Origin of the sequence: Nocardia wallacei (assembly GCF_014466955.1) — a bacterium.
Classification (GTDB): domain Bacteria; phylum Actinomycetota; class Actinomycetes; order Mycobacteriales; family Mycobacteriaceae; genus Nocardia; species Nocardia wallacei.
Genome location: NZ_AP023396.1, coordinates 4,260,486 through 4,275,893 on the forward strand (window position 1 = coordinate 4,260,486; position 15,408 = coordinate 4,275,893).

The following is a 15,408-nucleotide window of genomic DNA, read 5'->3' on the forward strand; positions in this document are numbered from 1 at the left end:
CAGGCCGGGAACTTTCCCCGTGCTGTCGGCGACTTGTTTGTCGGCAGCGAAATCGCGTTGCCCGACAACAGTATTGGGAGTTGGAACACAATGATGCTCCGCACAGGCGCGGCGATCGCGGCCATGGTCGTCTCGGCGCTGGGAATCACGGCGGGAACCGCGGCGGCCCACCCGGCGCCCGAGACGCCGGATATCCATTTCCAGGCCACCGTCGTCGACCACTCCGTGGTCCTTACCGCCGACGCCGGCACTCTGTCGGTCGCCGACGAGCACCTGCGGTTCGTCGACCGCCACGGTGCGACCGTCGCCACCCTGCCGCTCGCCTACCTCCGCGGCGGCAGCGCGCTCCCCATCGCCGCGCACGCCGAAGGCGACACCGTCACGCTCACCCCGTCCACCGATCCCGCCGCAGCGTACCCGCCCGGTGCGGCCACCGCACAGGAAATCGACGCCCTCTCGCACCCGAATTACAATGCGGCACTGGGCAACTTCAGCATGTCGATGATGGCCGCCGCGACCGTCGGCAGCCTGCTGGGCAGTACCGTCGGCGCCGGGATCGGCTGTGTCGCGGGCGGTATCGTCGGCGGGGCCACCGGCGGCGTGGTGTCCATCGGACTACTCGCCGTGCCCGCGGCGATCGGCGGCTGCCTGGTCACCGGCGCGGCACTCGCGGCCATGGGCGCGGTCGTCGGCACCATCGTCGTCGGCATCCCGGCCCTGATCGCCGCCGGAGCACAATTCTGGAACGACACCCACTGACCCGCGCCCGGCACGGCGGTGCCGGCGTCCGGCTCGGCCGGCTTCACCCTCGTCGGCCGCCGCCGTCGCGCCGCGTCGTCGGGTCAAGCTACCCGGCGTTCCGGCTACCTGGTTATCGCCTGTGTGTCATGGTGCGTGGTGATCGCGGCATGCCCGGCCGTGCACGCTGTGCTGTAACGGATGATGGCGCGTCAGTCCGGGAGCCAGTGCAGTTCGCGTGCAAGGGTTTTGGCGACGCTGCGGACGCGGCGGTGCAGTGGTGACTGTACGCGCGGGAGGACCAGGTGGATGGTCAGGGTGGGTGCGCCCCGCAGCGGTCGCCACGTGAGACCGGCAGGTTGGGTCGTGGCCGCGACCTCACCGGCCGGAGCGAGGGTGCGGCCGTCGCGCAGGTCGCGCTGAGACATGTCGAAAGAGACTGCCGGCGTGTGGAATCGGGGTTGCGGCCGGGTGTCGCGGAACAGTGCGGACAGCTGATCGTGGATCACGGGGTTGGCCGTACGGTCGGGGAGCCGCAGTGGATACGCGGCCGCATCGGCGATCTCGATCTCCGCGTGCTCGGCCAGTGGATGATGCTGTGCCAATTGGACCCCGACCCGCTCACGCCGCAGCAGGAACCTGCGCACGCCACGGCCGGGCTGTTCGCCGCGGGTGATCCCCGCATCGATGCGGCCGTCGGCGACCGCGGGAGAGATCTCCGGTGTCGCCATCGGGACCGCGCCGACCTCGAGCCCCGGGCTGCTGCGAATGAGCCTGTCCACCAGGGCCGGTGCCGTCTCGGCCCCCGTGCTGAGGCTGTATCCGATGCGCAGCGTGCCCAGTTCCCCGGCCCCCGCGTTCCGGGCGGTGTCCCATGCTCGGTCCAGCGCCGCCAGCGCGGGCGGCGCGGACTCCGCCAAAGCCGCACCGGCCGTGGTCAATACGACGCTACGCGTGTTGCGGACCAGCAGGGTCGTGCCGAGTTCCGCCTCCAATCGGCGCATCCGGGCACTGAGCGCGGGCTGGGCGATACCGATCCGTGCGGCCGCGCGGGTGAAGTTCAACTCCTGCGCCAGCACCAGGAAGTACCGCAGGCTCACCGTGTCCGGCGCCACGTGCCCTCCCTGCCGATTGATAACGATCCGTTCTGAGTCTATCCCGTCCCGGTCTTTCCCTCGACCACACAGCAAGCCCTAACCTGCGCATATGACGATCCACTCGACCGCGGTACCGAATATCGCACTCACGCACGCCCCTGATCCGGACGGAGGTCGTCATGCATAAGACGGTGGTCCTGTACCCCGAGCCGGTCGACCCCGACCACTTCCGCGACTACTACGTGACCCACCACCTGCCACTGGTCGTGGAGTGGCCCGGCGTGCTCGCGTGGCGCTACAGCTTCGACGTGGCGGCGACCGACGGAGAAGCCCCGTATTTCGCGGTCTTCGAAGCCGACTTCGCCGATGCCGCCGCCTTGGCCGCGGCGCGATCGTCGCCGCAAGGTCAGCGGTTGACCGCCGATGTCGCCAACTACGCCACCGGCGGCGTGGTCGTCATCGACTATCCGGTGGTGGACGGCGTCGGCTGAGGAAGGAGGGCTCGCTCCCGGCCGTCGCGGCAGGCGCCGGTTGCCGCTTGTTACGAGGCTCGTCGGTGGTCGGGCTCATCGTGGTCGGCCGGGGCGGGTGGATCGGATTCGCTCGACGAGGTGAGCACCTGTCTTCGGCGGTCGTAGGCGAGTCCGGCGAGGGCGATCATGACGCAGACCGCGGCGGGCAGCAGCAGCGCCGCCTCACCGGCCCGGCTGCCCATGACGGTGCCCGCGACGCCCCCGGCGATGAACGAGACGACCGTGGCCGACAGCACCGTCGCCCGCCAGCGGTCGAACTCGTGACGCCGGGACCGTCCGATGAGCAGGCCGAGATCGGTGACGGTACCGGTGAAGTGCGTGGTGCGGATCTGCATCGTCCGCAGGCTCGAGGTCGCCCCGTTCTGCAGCCCGCAGGCCAGCGCGGCCAGGAAGATCGACAGCAGATCTCCCGACCAGATGAAGGCCAGCAACAGCAATAACGCCTCACCGGTCATGACGGCGCTGTGCCGTCCCCCGGCATGCGCGCTCGCCGGCGCCAGGACCGCACCGGCCGCCGCGGCACCCAGCAGGAACCCGACGATGATCGCAACCAGCAGGCTGGTTTCGAACATCCACGGGCTCGCGGCGTCCATCCCTAACTGGGTGGTCGTGCCGGTCACGTTGGCGACCGGGATCGCCAAGGTCAAGATGGCCACGGCATTGACGAAACCCGCGACGGTCGCGAGCAGTGATCCGTAAGCGAGGACGAGCACACGGTGCGATGGGATAAAGCTCATGGCAGGCATACAGCTCCCCTGAGTTGTTGTCTGACATAGGGCAAACGGGACAATAAGTACCAGGAGCGCCTCGGAAAATCCCGTGAGTATCACCCCCAACGCTGGAAACACCACGGCGGCAACCCAATCGGGATGAGCATGGCGCACCGCCCGATATCCATCGAAACATATTGCGCCGCAGCAGCTTCCGCAGGAGACAAGGCGCGCACCCGGCAGAGCTGCGCGGAGAGGACACGTCGATGCCGCGACGCGCGCCGATTTGCTCTGCGGCAGAAGACATTCCGAAGAGAAAATCAGGGTTCAGTGGCTGTTCCCGGGGCTCTGCCCGAGCATGCGATCGAGGAGATGGTCGACAAGTTCGAGCGCGGGTTCAGGCACGCCGCCGCACGGACGGCACTCGCGGCGCAAGGCGTCAGGAAGCGGGCAGACGGCCGGTAACGGTGAGAACGGCTTTGCCGTTGACCCGCCGCCCACGCAGCGCCTCGGCGGCCTCGGCGAACCGCTCCAGCGGCCCATGCCAGCCGATCTCCACCGGCAGCGCGCCCGACTCGACGAGCCGCACCAGGTCGGCCAGGTCGGTCGCCGCCGCCCCCTGGTTGAGGAACGACGTCAGCGACTTGGGCGGGCCGATCGTGGAGTACGGCGGGAACACCGCCGGCTCGCCCGAGGTCCAGCCGATGCTCTGCAGGGTGCCGCCCGGCGCGAGCAACTGCCAGGCCGCTACCAACTGCGGGCCGCCCACGTTGTCGAGCACCACGTCGACCGGCCCGTCGATGCCCTCGAGACCGACCACGACTTCATCCGCACCCAACTCGGCAAGGCCGGCGCCTCGTTCCGGACGACCCACCGAGGCGATCACGGAGGCCCCGGCGATCGAGGCGAGCCGCACGGCGAATCGGCCCACACCACCGGACGCGCCGGTCACCAGCACCCGACGGCCGAGCACCGCGCCACTCGCCCGCAACGCCCGCAACGCCGCGACGCCGGCCACCGGAAGTGCCGCCGCCTGCGCGAGATCCACCCCCGCCGGTACCTCGGCCAGCGAGCCGACGTCGACCACCACCCGCTCGGCGAACGCTCCCGCGACCAGCGCCACCACCCGCGTGCCCGGCGGCGGCCCCCCGGATCCCGATCGCAGCACAATCCCCGCCACATCCGACCCCAGCACCGCGCCCGGCGGCACCCGCCCGGACTTGGCATCGTTGAGATCCCCGTAGTTCAGCGCCGCCTCCCGCACCTCGACCAACACGTCCTCACCCCCGGCAACGGGCTCGGCAACCTCGGTGAGGCGCACAGCCTCGGGCGCGGAAGGGTCCACAACCAGTGCACGCATGAACGATCAACTCCTCCAATTCATGATCACGAACAGCGGGCCCTCGTTCCGCTATTCCCGATAGGCCGACCGCGCGTCTCCACGCATCCGCACGTACAACGGCTCGGCGCTTGTTGTTTCACGCATGCCGAACGGGGGAATCGCCGGTCCGCCGCCCGAGTATCGAGGGCGGTGATGTGAGGGAGGCGCGGGCGGATGCAGACGACGGTGGTGCAACTGATCGCCGGTGTGGCTGTGGCATCGAGTGGTGTGGCGCTGGCCTTCGCCGGGGCCGTGCGGGTGGTGTCGGAACCGCGTCGGCTGTCCACGGGTTTCGTGTTGCTGGCGGCCGTTGTCTTGCTGGGAGCCGGGGCCGCGGTGGTGGTCGCGGGGCTGATTCCCGCGACGTCGCCGGGCGGTGGCGCGGTGGCGCTGGTGGCTGTTCCACTCGCCGTGGCCGGTATCGGGTTGATCGTGAACGGGCTCGGGCTGATGCGCAGAGACGGAATCGCACCACTCACCGCTACACCGGTGGTGGTCGGCGCCGGTCTGTTGTTCCTGCTCGCCGCGGCGGCGATGGTCGAATCGGGGCCACGGGTGCCGAGCTGGGCAGGGCGGGTGACGGTCATCGCGATCGTCGCCGGGGTGTACCTGGTGGTCCACATGATCGCTTTCGGCGGCTACGCTCTGCTCTACGGCACTCTGCCGGTCCGCCCGGAGGCCGACGCCGTGGTGATACTGGGATGCGGGCTGGATCGAAGATCGGTGACACCGCTGCTGGCGGCCCGGCTCGATCGGGGCATCGCCGTCTACGACGTGGCGGTGCGGTCGGGACACGACCCGGTCGTGGTCACCTGCGGTGGACAAGGGCCGGACGAGGCGACCACCGAGGCCGACGCGATGGCACGCTACCTCGTAGCCGCCGGGGTGCCGCCACATTCGGTGATCCGCGAGCGGCACTCGCGCAACACCGCCGAGAACCTGCGCAACTGCCTGCGCGAACTCGAACTACGCGGCATCCCTGCCCATGATCTTCGAATGACCGTGGTAACCAGTAACTTTCATGTCCTGCGCGCCGCGGCACTCACTCGCCGGCTCGGGATCGACGCCCAAGTCGTCGGCTCGGCCACCGCCGCCTACTTCCTCCCCGCCGCATTCCTGCGCGAATTCGTCGCCGTCCTCGCGACGCACTACCGGCGCAGCCACCTCGCTGTCGCCGCCATCATCCTGATCGCGCTGCTGGCGATCATTACCGACCTGGCGACCCAGCCCTGAAGCGCCGCCATAACCACACCGGCGGTCGAATAACGGTGGCGGGCACTGTGCCTCGTAACGGACCGATCAGCATCGCCGCGACGGCCCTCGGCTCGGCCGCTGTGTTAAGCGCCCGACTGCGGGAGGGCCGGATCGGGGGTGCCGAGAAGCCGTTTCGGGTGCATGCCGTCGACAGCGCCCATGAACGGCGGGTGGATGCTGTAGCCGAGCATTCGCCGGATGTCCTCGGACACCGTTCGGGCGGTTTCTCGACTGGTCGACAGCGTGTATGCCTCCTGAGGGCGCAACCATGGTTCGCAGTACTGTGCGGTCACGGCGAGCCGCGCGGCGCTGGTCCGGTTCGCGCCGCCGCCGTGCCAGAGCGTTCCGAGATAGAACACGCACGAGCCCGCCGACATTCGCGTGCTGATTCGGGTGTCGGATTCGGCCGGCTGGCGTGAATCCCATCGGTGGCTGCCGGGCAGAATCACGGTGCCGCCGTTGCGATCTGTGAACGGGTCGATGGCCCACATCGTTGCGGCGCTCAACGGCGGGCGGGGCCTGGGTATCGGATAGAAGCCGTCGTCGTAGTGCAGGAGCTGAGCCTGCTCACCAGGCAGGATATTGATCACCTGCAGCTGGGAGAGCAGGTAGTTCGGCAGGAACAGCCGGTCGAGCAGGGCCAGCACACGTGGATGGTCGACCAGCCGGTCATAGGCGCGGGTCTTCTCGAGCAGGCTGTACACCCGTTGGGTTCGTCTGCCCTCGAACGTGTTTCGGCCGGGCGGCCCGAGCAGAGCCGTGCTCGCAGCATGTATGCGTTCGCATTCCTCGGGTGTGATCAGGTCCGGCAGAATGACATACCCGTCACGATCCAGGGCGGCCATATCGGCATCGACCACCGGGCGGTCGATGCTCGCCCCCGCGCTGACCGTGGCCCGGTGGCGTCCGGCGAGGTCGACACGCAGGCCGTCGAGGTCGGTGATGACATCGTGGCCGCGGGGCGTTGCTCCCGGGTTCATGACTGACTCCTCGCTGGGTAGACGGCCGGTCACGCCTCGGATGGCAGATCAGTCAACTTGCGAAGCGAGATCCGGTAGAGCACAAGATGTTCCCGGTCGAACTGCCGGATCGACGCCTCCAGATAACGCTCGTATGACTCGGTAATGCGGGCGCCGACAAGCCGTTCCGCCTCGGTGCGGTGTGACCGGAGCCTACGCAGCCACTCCGCACAGGTGGCCGAGTAATCGTGACGATCGTTGACCACCGAACCGATTTCGAAAAGCTTCTCCGCGGCATGGGCGAGTTCGGCCAGTCGCGGTGGATCCGATTCCGGAAATATCTCGTTCGCCAGGAACTGCACATCGTTGAGCGCCTCGTGGTCCAGCGGCCGGTTGCCCTTGCCGATCGTCTGGATGACCAGCCCGCCGCCCGGGCGCAGCATGCGAGAGCAGTGCGTGAAGAACTCTCGATAGGCCGCGGTGCGGTCACGCCGCGACAGTCCGAATTTCACGAAGTGTTCGAGGGCGCCGACGCAGAATATGACGTCATAAGCACCGTCGGGACGATGTGTGTTCCAGTGTTCGAGCCGGACATCGATCCGATCCGTCGAATGCCTTCGGACGTAGTCGTATTGGTCTCGGCTCAGCGTGAGGCCGGTGATGTGGGCCTGCCAGTTCCGGTCGGCTACCCGCCGCATCAGGCTGCCCCAGCCGCACCCGATGTCCAGCACGCGCTCCGCACCGACGATGTCGGCCCGCTCGATCAGATAGTCGAGCTTGCGCTGCTGCGCGTGGGCGAGATCGTCGCCGTCGGACCACAGCGCGCACGAGTATGTCAGGCTGCTGTCGAGCCACAGCCGATAGAACTCGGTTCCGATGTCATAGTGCTGCCGGACCGCATCCGATGAGGCACCTTGGTACTCACTGATTTCCGATACCATCATCGACCCCTTCCGTTCCGAATCCTCCGGTGAAGTCGAGTCGGATACACCACTCGGCCTCTGATGTGACCCGGGGCCACGACGACGTCCCAGCCCCGGGCGTGGCCGATGGAGACTTGCCAATGACTCCACATACGCCGAAAGCCTGTGCTCATCCCACCGCACCGCTAAACTCCGAGCCCACTTGGCACGTTCGTTGACGTAGGCCGTGACAAACGCCAGGGCACCACCGACAGCCACCCCCGCAAGCGTTCCCAGCACTTGACCGAGCATCGCCCAATCTTATTCCAGCGCACGCGAATCGGTGGCCGAAGCACGCATCGTGCCAACACCTGGCCAGGACGGGCGCTCACATCGCCGAAGGACCCGCCGCGACACCACAGGTGGCGTGTCAGGCCCAACCAGAGTGCCCCGGAGAAATCTCGGGTCACTGATGTGCAGCGGTGTCCCCGCCTCGAACTCGCTGCGCGGTGCATCGGAGTCGCGCACGGAGTTCACTGGTTCGTGGGTAGTACTCGGTCGAGGAAGGGGCGGAGTGCTGCGACGCATTCCTCGAAAGCGGTTTCGAGGACCCAGTGTCCGGCATCGAGTAGGTGCAGCTCGGCTTCGGGAAGGTCGCGGTGGTAGGCGCGGGCGGACTCCTCGGGCATGTATCTGTCGTGCGGGCCCCACAGCAGCAGTGCGGGTGGCTTGTGTTCTCGCAAGTACGCCTGGTATCGGGGGAACCAGGCGAGGTTGTCGCGGAGACCGGCGATGACACGCACCGCGATATCGCGCCGTTGATCGGTCATCAGGTGCCAATGCAACTCCCACATGTCCGGTGGGATCCGCTCCGCCAGCTCTGCACCGATATCGTTGAGGACTTCTTCGCGAAAGCCGTCATTGCTGACCGCGGCTTGGATGGCAGCGAGGTTTTCGAGGGACGGGTCTTCCCAGTACCGCCGCAATATCTCGTAGCCGGGGCCGAGAGTGTCGCGATAGATGTCGCCGTTACTGATGACGAGCGCAACGATTCGCTCCGGATGCGCGATCGCGTAGCGCAGCCCGATCTGCGAGCCGAAGTCGTGTAACCACAGTGCGTGTCGCTCCACGCCCAATACCTTGACGAACTCCGAGAGCCATCGGGCGTATCCATCGAAATCGTAGGAGAAGTCCTCAGGATCGGCGGTGTAGCCACAGCCGGGGAAATCAGGTGCAATCAGTCGCCAGCGATCGGCCAGTGCGGGCAGCAGCCGCCGGTAGGCGAACGAGGAAGACGGATAGCCGTGCGGCAGGAGAAGCACGGGTGCATCGGGAGGGCCAGCCTCCCGATAGAAGGTGTCGACCCCGTCGACGATGATTCGACGATGAAGAGTGTGACCGGACATTCCAGCACGATAGCCGCAGATCGCCTACCTCAGGGTCGTCAGGCCGTTGTCGCGGAGCCAGTTGTCTAGTGCGGCGGTGACTCGGTGCGGCGTGGGATCGGATTTGATCATCGCGCTGACGCGCTGCGCCTGTGCGGTTGTGGGCAGGAATCCGACCAGCAGGGCTGGTAGCAGCAGCCTGCGAGCCAGTAGCTCTTGCGCCGATGTCATCTGAGGTCGGCGCAGGACCGAGACGTTGACGCGGATGGCATGCTCGTTACCCCGAGGGACACCCGGTCGATCGGTTTCGATAGCGGCATAGCGGAATCCGTGCGCGAGGTGGCAGGCAGAACACGCCATCGGACCGCGCCCGAGACGGCTTCCGCACTCGTCGCAGACGATCCGATCGAGGGCAGCGTCGACGATCCGCCAGTCATGTCGATCGGGTTCGGCGGCAACGAGTTCCGCGAGGTCGAGTTCGCTTTCGGCCGGCCAGTCGACGAGGAACAGACGCCACTGCTGCTCGACGATATCGTCGACGAGGAACCGACAACGGCGACAATCGGGCGCTCCGCTGTACTCGTAGCCGCCGCACTCCGCACACAGGGCCAGGGCAGCGCCGAGGGCGGGTCTCATCCCTCTATCATCGTGCCGCGGCGACAACCCTCGCCACTGAATAGATCCACCCGACCGAGGTCTGCCACACCCGTCTGCGGTTGACCGGGCCACATCCGCGCCGACCTCGTGTACATCCTGTGCGCGGGACTGATCGGTATTCACCACCGCAGTAAATACAACGCATACACCTCATGCGTCGGCACTTCCTGAGTCCGAATCATCTGGTCGACGGGGTGAGAATATTCGTTGTCTCGAAATATCGGAGTGCGGAAATGTTGATGATCGCAACTCCCGTGTCGGGCGGTCGGCTGGGCCACCAGTAGTGGTCTCCGCGAAGCTCGCTCAGGACTCACTGTCGCAGCCGCGTTGCCATGTGCACGAGCCTAGCCGGACGGGCGTGGCCGTGCTCGGAGCGGGTACGTATCGGTTACCGATGTCCGCGGTGAAGGTCCGAACCTATGCTGGGGCCGTTGGTCGTCTGAATCGAAATCCAGGAGGAGGCATTCGAGGACCCTTCGCGAGCCTCGACGACTGTAACCGAGACCGCAATTACGCCTTCCTGCACGGGGATACCTACACCGTCTGCACGTCCGACGCGGCGGGGCAGTGGTTCTACTACAACTACTCCTGAGATCGGAAAGAGTGTCGAATGGGAATCAAGAGAAATGCCGTGCGGCAGTCGGTGGCCGCCGCCGCGGTCGGGATGGCGCTGGTGACGGTGAGCGGCCCGGCGTCGGCGGCCGAGCCGATCGACTCCGGGTCCTACTCCGGGTCCGGGTATCTGCTGGAGGCGGCACTCAACGCGTTCTGCGTGCTGACCGGGTCGCGGCCGGGATGCTGGGGAGACAGGCCGGTTTAGACCGTGCCTGCGCTGCCGGAGTTCCGACATCACCGAGCCCGGCCTGCTCCCGGGCAGCTGCGCTATTGCGCAGCGGCCGCCGCTTCGGTCCGGGCATTGACGACGAGCTCCCACAGGTGTCCGTCCGGGTCGCTGAAGTACCCCATGTACGACCCGTCATACTCATCGGCCGACCGAGCCACTGAACCGCCCGCCGCTGTCGCTCGACGAAGGATGTCGTCCAGCTCCTCCTTGCTCCCGATGGCACACGAGATGGAGCAGGCACCGGGCGCAGGCAGGCGAGGAGCGATACCGGCGCGGCTCGTGTACTTCTCATACTCGCCGTACTCGATAAGGTACAGCGACAGGTTCGGCAACTCGAACGCGATGATGCTCTCATCGGCCTCAGCTGGGGCCAACCCCAACCCGTCCCGGTAGAACCGTAATGAGCGTTCCGGATCGGCAACGGGCAACGAGACAATCGCAGTCGCGGGCTTCATGCCTGCCAAGGCTAGTCGGCCAGGGCGCGATCGAGGAGATCCAGTCCGATGACCGGCTGCCCGACCGCGAACGTGGCGACACCTGTTCCGAGGCAAGCGATCTCGGCCGCGACGTCCCAGCCGATTCCGGTGACGTCCCGTGGGGCCATCAGTCCTGCGGCCGCCAGATCGCCGGAGCAAGTGACAACAAGGTCTACGGGGTTGACCGCGGCGGCCTCGACGCGAATCAACACCTGCCCGCGACCCGGTGCGGGAACCGGGACCTCGACGACCTCGAGCACGTCTGGTCCGCTGTAACCGCGAGCGACCACGGCCCGCATCGTCCCCCGCTCTGCCATGCCCCGAATCCAGGAAGCTCCGCTCTTCACCGGGAAGTACGCACTTCGAGGTGCCTAGGGTGCGTGCGGGTTCGTCGGTTTAAGATTTGCGAGGTGGGGCTGGATTTCGGGACGCGCGGGTCGGATTCGCCGTGGGTCGAGTCGGTGTGGACCTGCCGCAGCGACGACGTCTCGGAGATGACCTCGGTCGCCTCGGAGACCTGGGGGCTGGTGTTCTGGGAGCAGGCCGGGCGCGCCCAGGCGGCGATCACCGGGCCGGAGACCCGGACGGGTACCGCGCCCGTCCCCGAGGGCGCCCAGTTCGTGGGAATCCAGTTCGCCGTGGGCACCTCGCTGCGCATGACCGCGACATCCGCACTGCTCGACGGCGGCATCGTGCTGCCCGACGTGACCGGCCGGACCTTCTTCCTCGACGGAGTCCATCGGGAGACGCCGCGGCCGGACGACGCGGAGGCGCTGGTCGCCCGGCTCGTGCGCGACGGGGTCGTGGTCCGCGACCCGCTGGTCGCGGCGACGCTACAGGGGTCGGCGCCGGGGGTCGGCGAGCGCACGCTCGAGCGTCGATTCCGGGCAGCGACCGGGCTCACGCAGGGCGGGGTCCGGCAGATCGGGCGGGCCCGCACCGCCGCGATCCTGTTGACCTCCGGTGCGACGGCCGCTCAGGTCGTCGACAAACTCGGGTACTACGACGAACCCCATCTCGCCCGTGCGCTACGCCGGTACGTCGGGCGGACGGCCCAGCAGTTGCGGGCCGGGATCGGGGGCGCGATCGCACTCGACCCCGGTCAGCGCACCACCTCGTAGACGAGTTTGGTGACGCCGTTGGAATAGCTCGCCGAATCCCGCAACCGCAGCGATTGCTTGTCCCGGTCCGCTCGGGTGAACAGATTCTTTCCCGCGCCCAACAGCACCGGGAAGACGAGCAGGTTGTACCTGTCGATCAGATCGGCCTCGCCCAGCCGCCGGGCCAGTTCCGCGCTGCCGTGAATGTAGATCGGCCCGCCGGCGGTCTGCTTGAGCTTCTCGACATCCTCCGTGGTGCGCAGAATCGTGATCTCTCCCCAGCCGTCGATCAGCGCGTCCTCGGTCAACCCGGACGAGACGACATACTTGGGCAGCTCTTTGTACGCGGCGTGGTCCTCGGAGTCGCGCCAGATCGGGGCGAACGCCTCGTAACTACGGCGACCGAACATGAGCGCGGTGGTGTCGGCGAGTTCCTCCCCTTTGAGAGCGAACGCCTCGGGGACGAATTCGGTGTCCATCACCCACCCGCCGCTGCGGTGCCCCTCGGCCTTTCCGCCCGGCGAGTCCACCACGCCGTCCAGCGACATGAAACCCGTGTAGACCAGTTCGCGTGCCATCTTTTCCTCCTGAGTACCGGCCTCGAATCGGGCCTGCGGTCAGCATAGGAACAGCCGGTCACACAGTCTTGGACGAAACCGACAGAGCGTCAGCGGCCACCGAGCGGCATCGACACATTTCGCTGCCGAGGTCCCTCGGGAGCCTGCGGTGACCGCAGCTCGAACGGGCGAAAACACTCGGTCGCCATGCCTTCGCGCCGCTGGCGGCCCCTGGACACTGTTGGGTCGTCGATCCGCGCTGGCGCGAAACGCGCTCCACCGGAGCAGGACGTACCGGTCGATCCCTGCCGGAAGCTCGGCGACGAGTGATCGGTCGACGAGATCCAGTGTCGGCCTGGGTGGTGGCCGACTGTCGGCTGACCGCGCGACGCGTCCGTTGTCGCTACCCCCGCTTCCGGCGTTCCATGGTCAAGGGGTGGAGGTCGAAATACATTGTGTGTCTTCCGGTCCGGGCATCGCGACCGAACAGGATTCGTCCGGTGCCCAGGCCGAACCGGGTGAGGTCGAGACGGTAGGCCCAGGGGTCGTCGCGGTCGTCGGGGTGTAGTGGCAGGCCGCGTAGCAGTGCGGGGATCGGCGTCAGGACACGCAGCACGGGGCGACCGCCGCTGATCCGGACCTCGGCGCCGGCACCGACCATTCCGCGGGCGCGAACGTCGGTGAGCGATCCGGGAAGCCGATAGGAACCGCAGATGTCCGGCCAGACCTCGGGGCGGTGTGGGACATCGGTGCGGATGCGGGGCTCCTGGACACCGAGTACCTGGTGCAGCAGCGTCGACGTCTCGGCCGGCAACCACAGCAGCGCGCGGTGGCCGCCGGTGACTAGCGACAGGACACCGGTCCGGTCGGCCGGGCTCAGCCACATCTGTGCATTGAACCCCGGCAGGATGCCCTGATGTTCGACCACGGAGCGGTCGCCGACGAGGCCGCGGAACAAGCCCAGTCCAATGCCGGGGATCCGTGGATCGGGCTGGTAGTGGGGTGCGAACATCGTTGCGAGCGTGTCGGATTGCAGAATGCGGCCGTGGTCGTTGCGGCCGCCGTTCAGCAGGGCGGCGAGGTAGCGGGTCATGTCGTGAGCCGTGGAGTACGCCGAAGACGCCGGGGCGGTGATCATTTCGCGGTGTGTCACCGGTACGGGGCCCCGCGCGCCCAGGGTGTACCCGGTGGCCCGGTCGCGGGTCGATACCTCCCCGGACACCATCGTCGTGTCGAACATGCCCAGCGCCTGGAAGATGTGCGTGTGCAGGTAGTCCGCGAACGCGACACCGGTGATGTCGGCGACGACCTGGCCGAGAGTGGCGAAGCCGTGGTTGGTGTAGGTCCACCGGGTGCCCGGCTCGGCATCGACCCGCAGGCCCTGCCGGTAGTAGTCGGCGAGCGGCGTCACCGGCGCGCCCGGTGGCACACTTTCACCGAAATCCGGCCCGAGTACCCGCCACGGATGAGCGGTTTCGCCGATGCCGGACGTGTGGGTCAGCAAGTGCCGCACGGTCACCGGCCCGAATTCGGGGTCGGTGGGGGCCAGGCGATAACCGCGCAGGTAGTTGCGGACCGGAGCGTCGAGGTCGAGTAGGCCGCGTTCCCACAGCTGCATGATCGCTATCGCGGTGAACGTCTTCGTGATCGAGGCGATCCGGAAAACGGTGTGCTCGGTGGCCGGTCGGCGCTCGGCGATGTCCGCCCAACCGTGCCGGACGTATTCGACCACACCGTCGTGCACGACCGCGACCACTCCCCCGACCACCGGTCGCCGCCCGAACAACGCGGCCACGTGCTGCGCGAGGTCGGAATCCTCGTTCGCCACCGTGTTCCGGCCGGGTGTCGCCACGCCGGTGGGGCCGTCGATCCGGCTCATGGTTCGCGCACCACGATCACCGGGCATTCGGCGGCGTGCGACACCGCGGTACTGGTCGACCCGAGCAGCATACTGGCGAATCCGCCACGCCCGTGGCTGCCCACCACCAGCAACTGCGCCTCGTCGGCATACTCCAGCAGCGATTGAACGGGCCTGTCGCACACAACGATCCGTTCGACGGCCACGTCCGGATACCGCTCGCCGAAGCCGGCCAGATTCTCGGCCAGCAGGATGTCCTGAGATTCCCGGAGATCGTCCCAACCGCGAACGGGCAGGTCGTAACCGGACGTGTCGCTCCACGCGTGCACGGCGACCAGCGGGACCTTTCGCCACGACGCCTCTTCGAACGCTGTCTCCACGGCACGCATACTGGTGGGGCTCCCGTCGACGCCCACGACCACGGGGCGGCGCGCCGATACCGGGTCGGTGTGCGCATTGCCGTGCACGACAGCGACGGGACAGTGCGCGTGCCGGGTGAGCGCCGTACTCACCGACCCCATCACCGCCCGGCCGATCGCACCCCTGCCGCGGTTGCCGACCACCACCATCCGGGCTACCCGCGAGCGCGCGATCAAGGCCGGGATCGGTAGCTCGAAGGTGGATTCCGTCGTGACCGGGATCGTGGCACCCGGCACCACGTCGCGCGCCGCCGCGCTCGCCTCGGCGAGCACGCGCCGCCCGTCTTCACGCAGCCATTCCAGTTCCGGTTCGCCCAGCGTCGACCCCAGGCCGTACCCGGTCGCAATCGCATTGGACGTGACGATGTGCAGCGGGCATTGCCGCAATTGGGCATCCACCGCCGCCCACATCACCGCCTGGTAGGAGATCTTCGAGCCGTCCACCGCCGCAACGATCGGGCGGTCCACGAGACCGGTGTCGAGTGTCGGGGATTCTGCCATGATGCCTCCTGGTCGGTGTCACTTCGAGCATCGCGCG

The 15,408-nt window shown here is 67.5% G+C and carries 17 protein-coding genes; 5 read left to right on the forward strand and 12 right to left on the reverse strand.

Annotated features, from left to right (window positions below):
* Positions 1–90 precede the first annotated feature (90 nt).
* Positions 91–759: a DUF8020 domain-containing protein gene (locus NWFMUON74_RS18715; protein WP_187683161.1), complete on the forward strand. Its 669-nt coding sequence runs from the start codon at positions 91–93 to the stop codon at positions 757–759.
* A 191-nt stretch (positions 760–950) separates the two neighbouring features.
* Here NWFMUON74_RS18715 and NWFMUON74_RS18720 read toward each other — a convergent pair whose 3' ends face one another.
* The gene (locus NWFMUON74_RS18720) at positions 951–1,853 is read right to left on the reverse strand and encodes a LysR family transcriptional regulator (protein ID WP_187683162.1); all 903 of its coding nucleotides are present in this window, start codon (positions 1,851–1,853) and stop codon (positions 951–953) included.
* Positions 1,854–2,014: 161 nt separating this feature from the next.
* Here NWFMUON74_RS18720 and NWFMUON74_RS18725 point away from each other — a divergent pair, with 161 nt between their 5' ends.
* On the forward strand, positions 2,015–2,326 hold the full coding sequence (locus tag NWFMUON74_RS18725; protein WP_187683163.1) for an EthD family reductase: 312 nt from the start codon (positions 2,015–2,017) through the stop codon (positions 2,324–2,326).
* A 50-nt stretch (positions 2,327–2,376) separates the two neighbouring features.
* On the opposite strand, the gene NWFMUON74_RS18730 is transcribed toward NWFMUON74_RS18725, so the two are convergent.
* Entirely contained in the window at positions 2,377–3,081 is a 705-nt protein-coding gene (locus tag NWFMUON74_RS18730) for a YoaK family protein (protein ID WP_232110429.1), read from the reverse strand.
* 436 nt (positions 3,082–3,517) lie between these two features.
* The gene (locus tag NWFMUON74_RS18735) at positions 3,518–4,438 is read right to left on the reverse strand and encodes a zinc-binding dehydrogenase (RefSeq protein WP_187683165.1); all 921 of its coding nucleotides are present in this window, start codon (positions 4,436–4,438) and stop codon (positions 3,518–3,520) included.
* A gap of 195 nt (positions 4,439–4,633) precedes the next feature.
* Here NWFMUON74_RS18735 and NWFMUON74_RS18740 point away from each other — a divergent pair, with 195 nt between their 5' ends.
* Positions 4,634–5,692 carry a YdcF family protein gene (locus NWFMUON74_RS18740; RefSeq protein ID WP_187683166.1) on the forward strand — a complete coding sequence of 353 codons (1,059 nt, stop codon included), beginning with the start codon at positions 4,634–4,636 and terminating at the stop codon, positions 5,690–5,692.
* A 104-nt stretch (positions 5,693–5,796) separates the two neighbouring features.
* On the opposite strand, the gene NWFMUON74_RS18745 is transcribed toward NWFMUON74_RS18740, so the two are convergent.
* The 4 genes from NWFMUON74_RS18745 to NWFMUON74_RS18760 all read right to left on the reverse strand — a co-directional run bounded on the left by NWFMUON74_RS18745 (position 5,797) and on the right by NWFMUON74_RS18760 (position 9,739).
* Positions 5,797–6,693 (reverse strand): phytanoyl-CoA dioxygenase family protein, encoded by an 897-nt coding sequence (locus tag NWFMUON74_RS18745; protein WP_187683167.1) that lies wholly within the window; start codon positions 6,691–6,693, stop codon positions 5,797–5,799.
* Positions 6,694–6,722: 29 nt separating this feature from the next.
* Positions 6,723–7,886 (reverse strand): SAM-dependent methyltransferase, encoded by a 1,164-nt coding sequence (locus tag NWFMUON74_RS18750; protein ID WP_232110430.1) that lies wholly within the window; start codon positions 7,884–7,886, stop codon positions 6,723–6,725.
* Between the two features lie 221 nt (positions 7,887–8,107).
* Positions 8,108–8,980: an alpha/beta fold hydrolase gene (locus NWFMUON74_RS18755; RefSeq protein ID WP_187683168.1), complete on the reverse strand. Its 873-nt coding sequence runs from the start codon at positions 8,978–8,980 to the stop codon at positions 8,108–8,110.
* Positions 8,981–9,004: 24 nt separating this feature from the next.
* A complete protein-coding gene (locus NWFMUON74_RS18760) occupies positions 9,005–9,739 on the reverse strand; it encodes a hypothetical protein (protein WP_232110431.1) in 735 nt (244 codons plus the stop codon).
* Between the two features lie 487 nt (positions 9,740–10,226).
* On the opposite strand from NWFMUON74_RS18760, the gene NWFMUON74_RS18765 reads away from it, so the two are divergent.
* The gene (locus tag NWFMUON74_RS18765; protein ID WP_187683169.1) at positions 10,227–10,436 is read left to right on the forward strand and encodes a hypothetical protein; all 210 of its coding nucleotides are present in this window, start codon (positions 10,227–10,229) and stop codon (positions 10,434–10,436) included.
* A 62-nt stretch (positions 10,437–10,498) separates the two neighbouring features.
* Here the strand turns inward: NWFMUON74_RS18765 and NWFMUON74_RS18770 are convergent, their stop codons facing one another.
* Both NWFMUON74_RS18770 and NWFMUON74_RS18775 read right to left on the reverse strand, forming a co-directional pair.
* Positions 10,499–10,915, reverse strand: coding sequence for a VOC family protein (locus NWFMUON74_RS18770; protein WP_187683170.1), 417 nt, complete (start codon positions 10,913–10,915; stop codon positions 10,499–10,501).
* Between the two features lie 11 nt (positions 10,916–10,926).
* Positions 10,927–11,253: an alcohol dehydrogenase catalytic domain-containing protein gene (locus NWFMUON74_RS18775; protein ID WP_187683171.1), complete on the reverse strand. Its 327-nt coding sequence runs from the start codon at positions 11,251–11,253 to the stop codon at positions 10,927–10,929.
* Between the two features lie 93 nt (positions 11,254–11,346).
* Here NWFMUON74_RS18775 and NWFMUON74_RS18780 point away from each other — a divergent pair, with 93 nt between their 5' ends.
* Complete coding sequence (locus tag NWFMUON74_RS18780) at positions 11,347–12,057, forward strand: helix-turn-helix domain-containing protein (protein ID WP_187683172.1); 711 nt, start codon at positions 11,347–11,349, stop codon at positions 12,055–12,057.
* Here NWFMUON74_RS18780 and NWFMUON74_RS18785 read toward each other — a convergent pair.
* The 3 genes from NWFMUON74_RS18785 to NWFMUON74_RS18795 all read right to left on the reverse strand — a co-directional run bounded on the left by NWFMUON74_RS18785 (position 12,039) and on the right by NWFMUON74_RS18795 (position 15,371).
* On the reverse strand, positions 12,039–12,614 hold the full coding sequence (locus NWFMUON74_RS18785; RefSeq protein WP_187683173.1) for a dihydrofolate reductase family protein: 576 nt from the start codon (positions 12,612–12,614) through the stop codon (positions 12,039–12,041). The two genes, NWFMUON74_RS18780 and NWFMUON74_RS18785, sit on opposite strands and share 19 nt — an antisense overlap.
* A 382-nt stretch (positions 12,615–12,996) precedes the next feature.
* A complete protein-coding gene (locus NWFMUON74_RS18790; RefSeq protein WP_187683174.1) occupies positions 12,997–14,472 on the reverse strand; it encodes a serine hydrolase domain-containing protein in 1,476 nt (491 codons plus the stop codon).
* On the reverse strand, positions 14,469–15,371 hold the full coding sequence (locus tag NWFMUON74_RS18795) for a universal stress protein (RefSeq protein ID WP_187683175.1): 903 nt from the start codon (positions 15,369–15,371) through the stop codon (positions 14,469–14,471). Before NWFMUON74_RS18795 ends, NWFMUON74_RS18790 begins: the two co-directional genes overlap by 4 nt.
* Between the last annotated feature and the right edge of the window lie 37 nt (positions 15,372–15,408).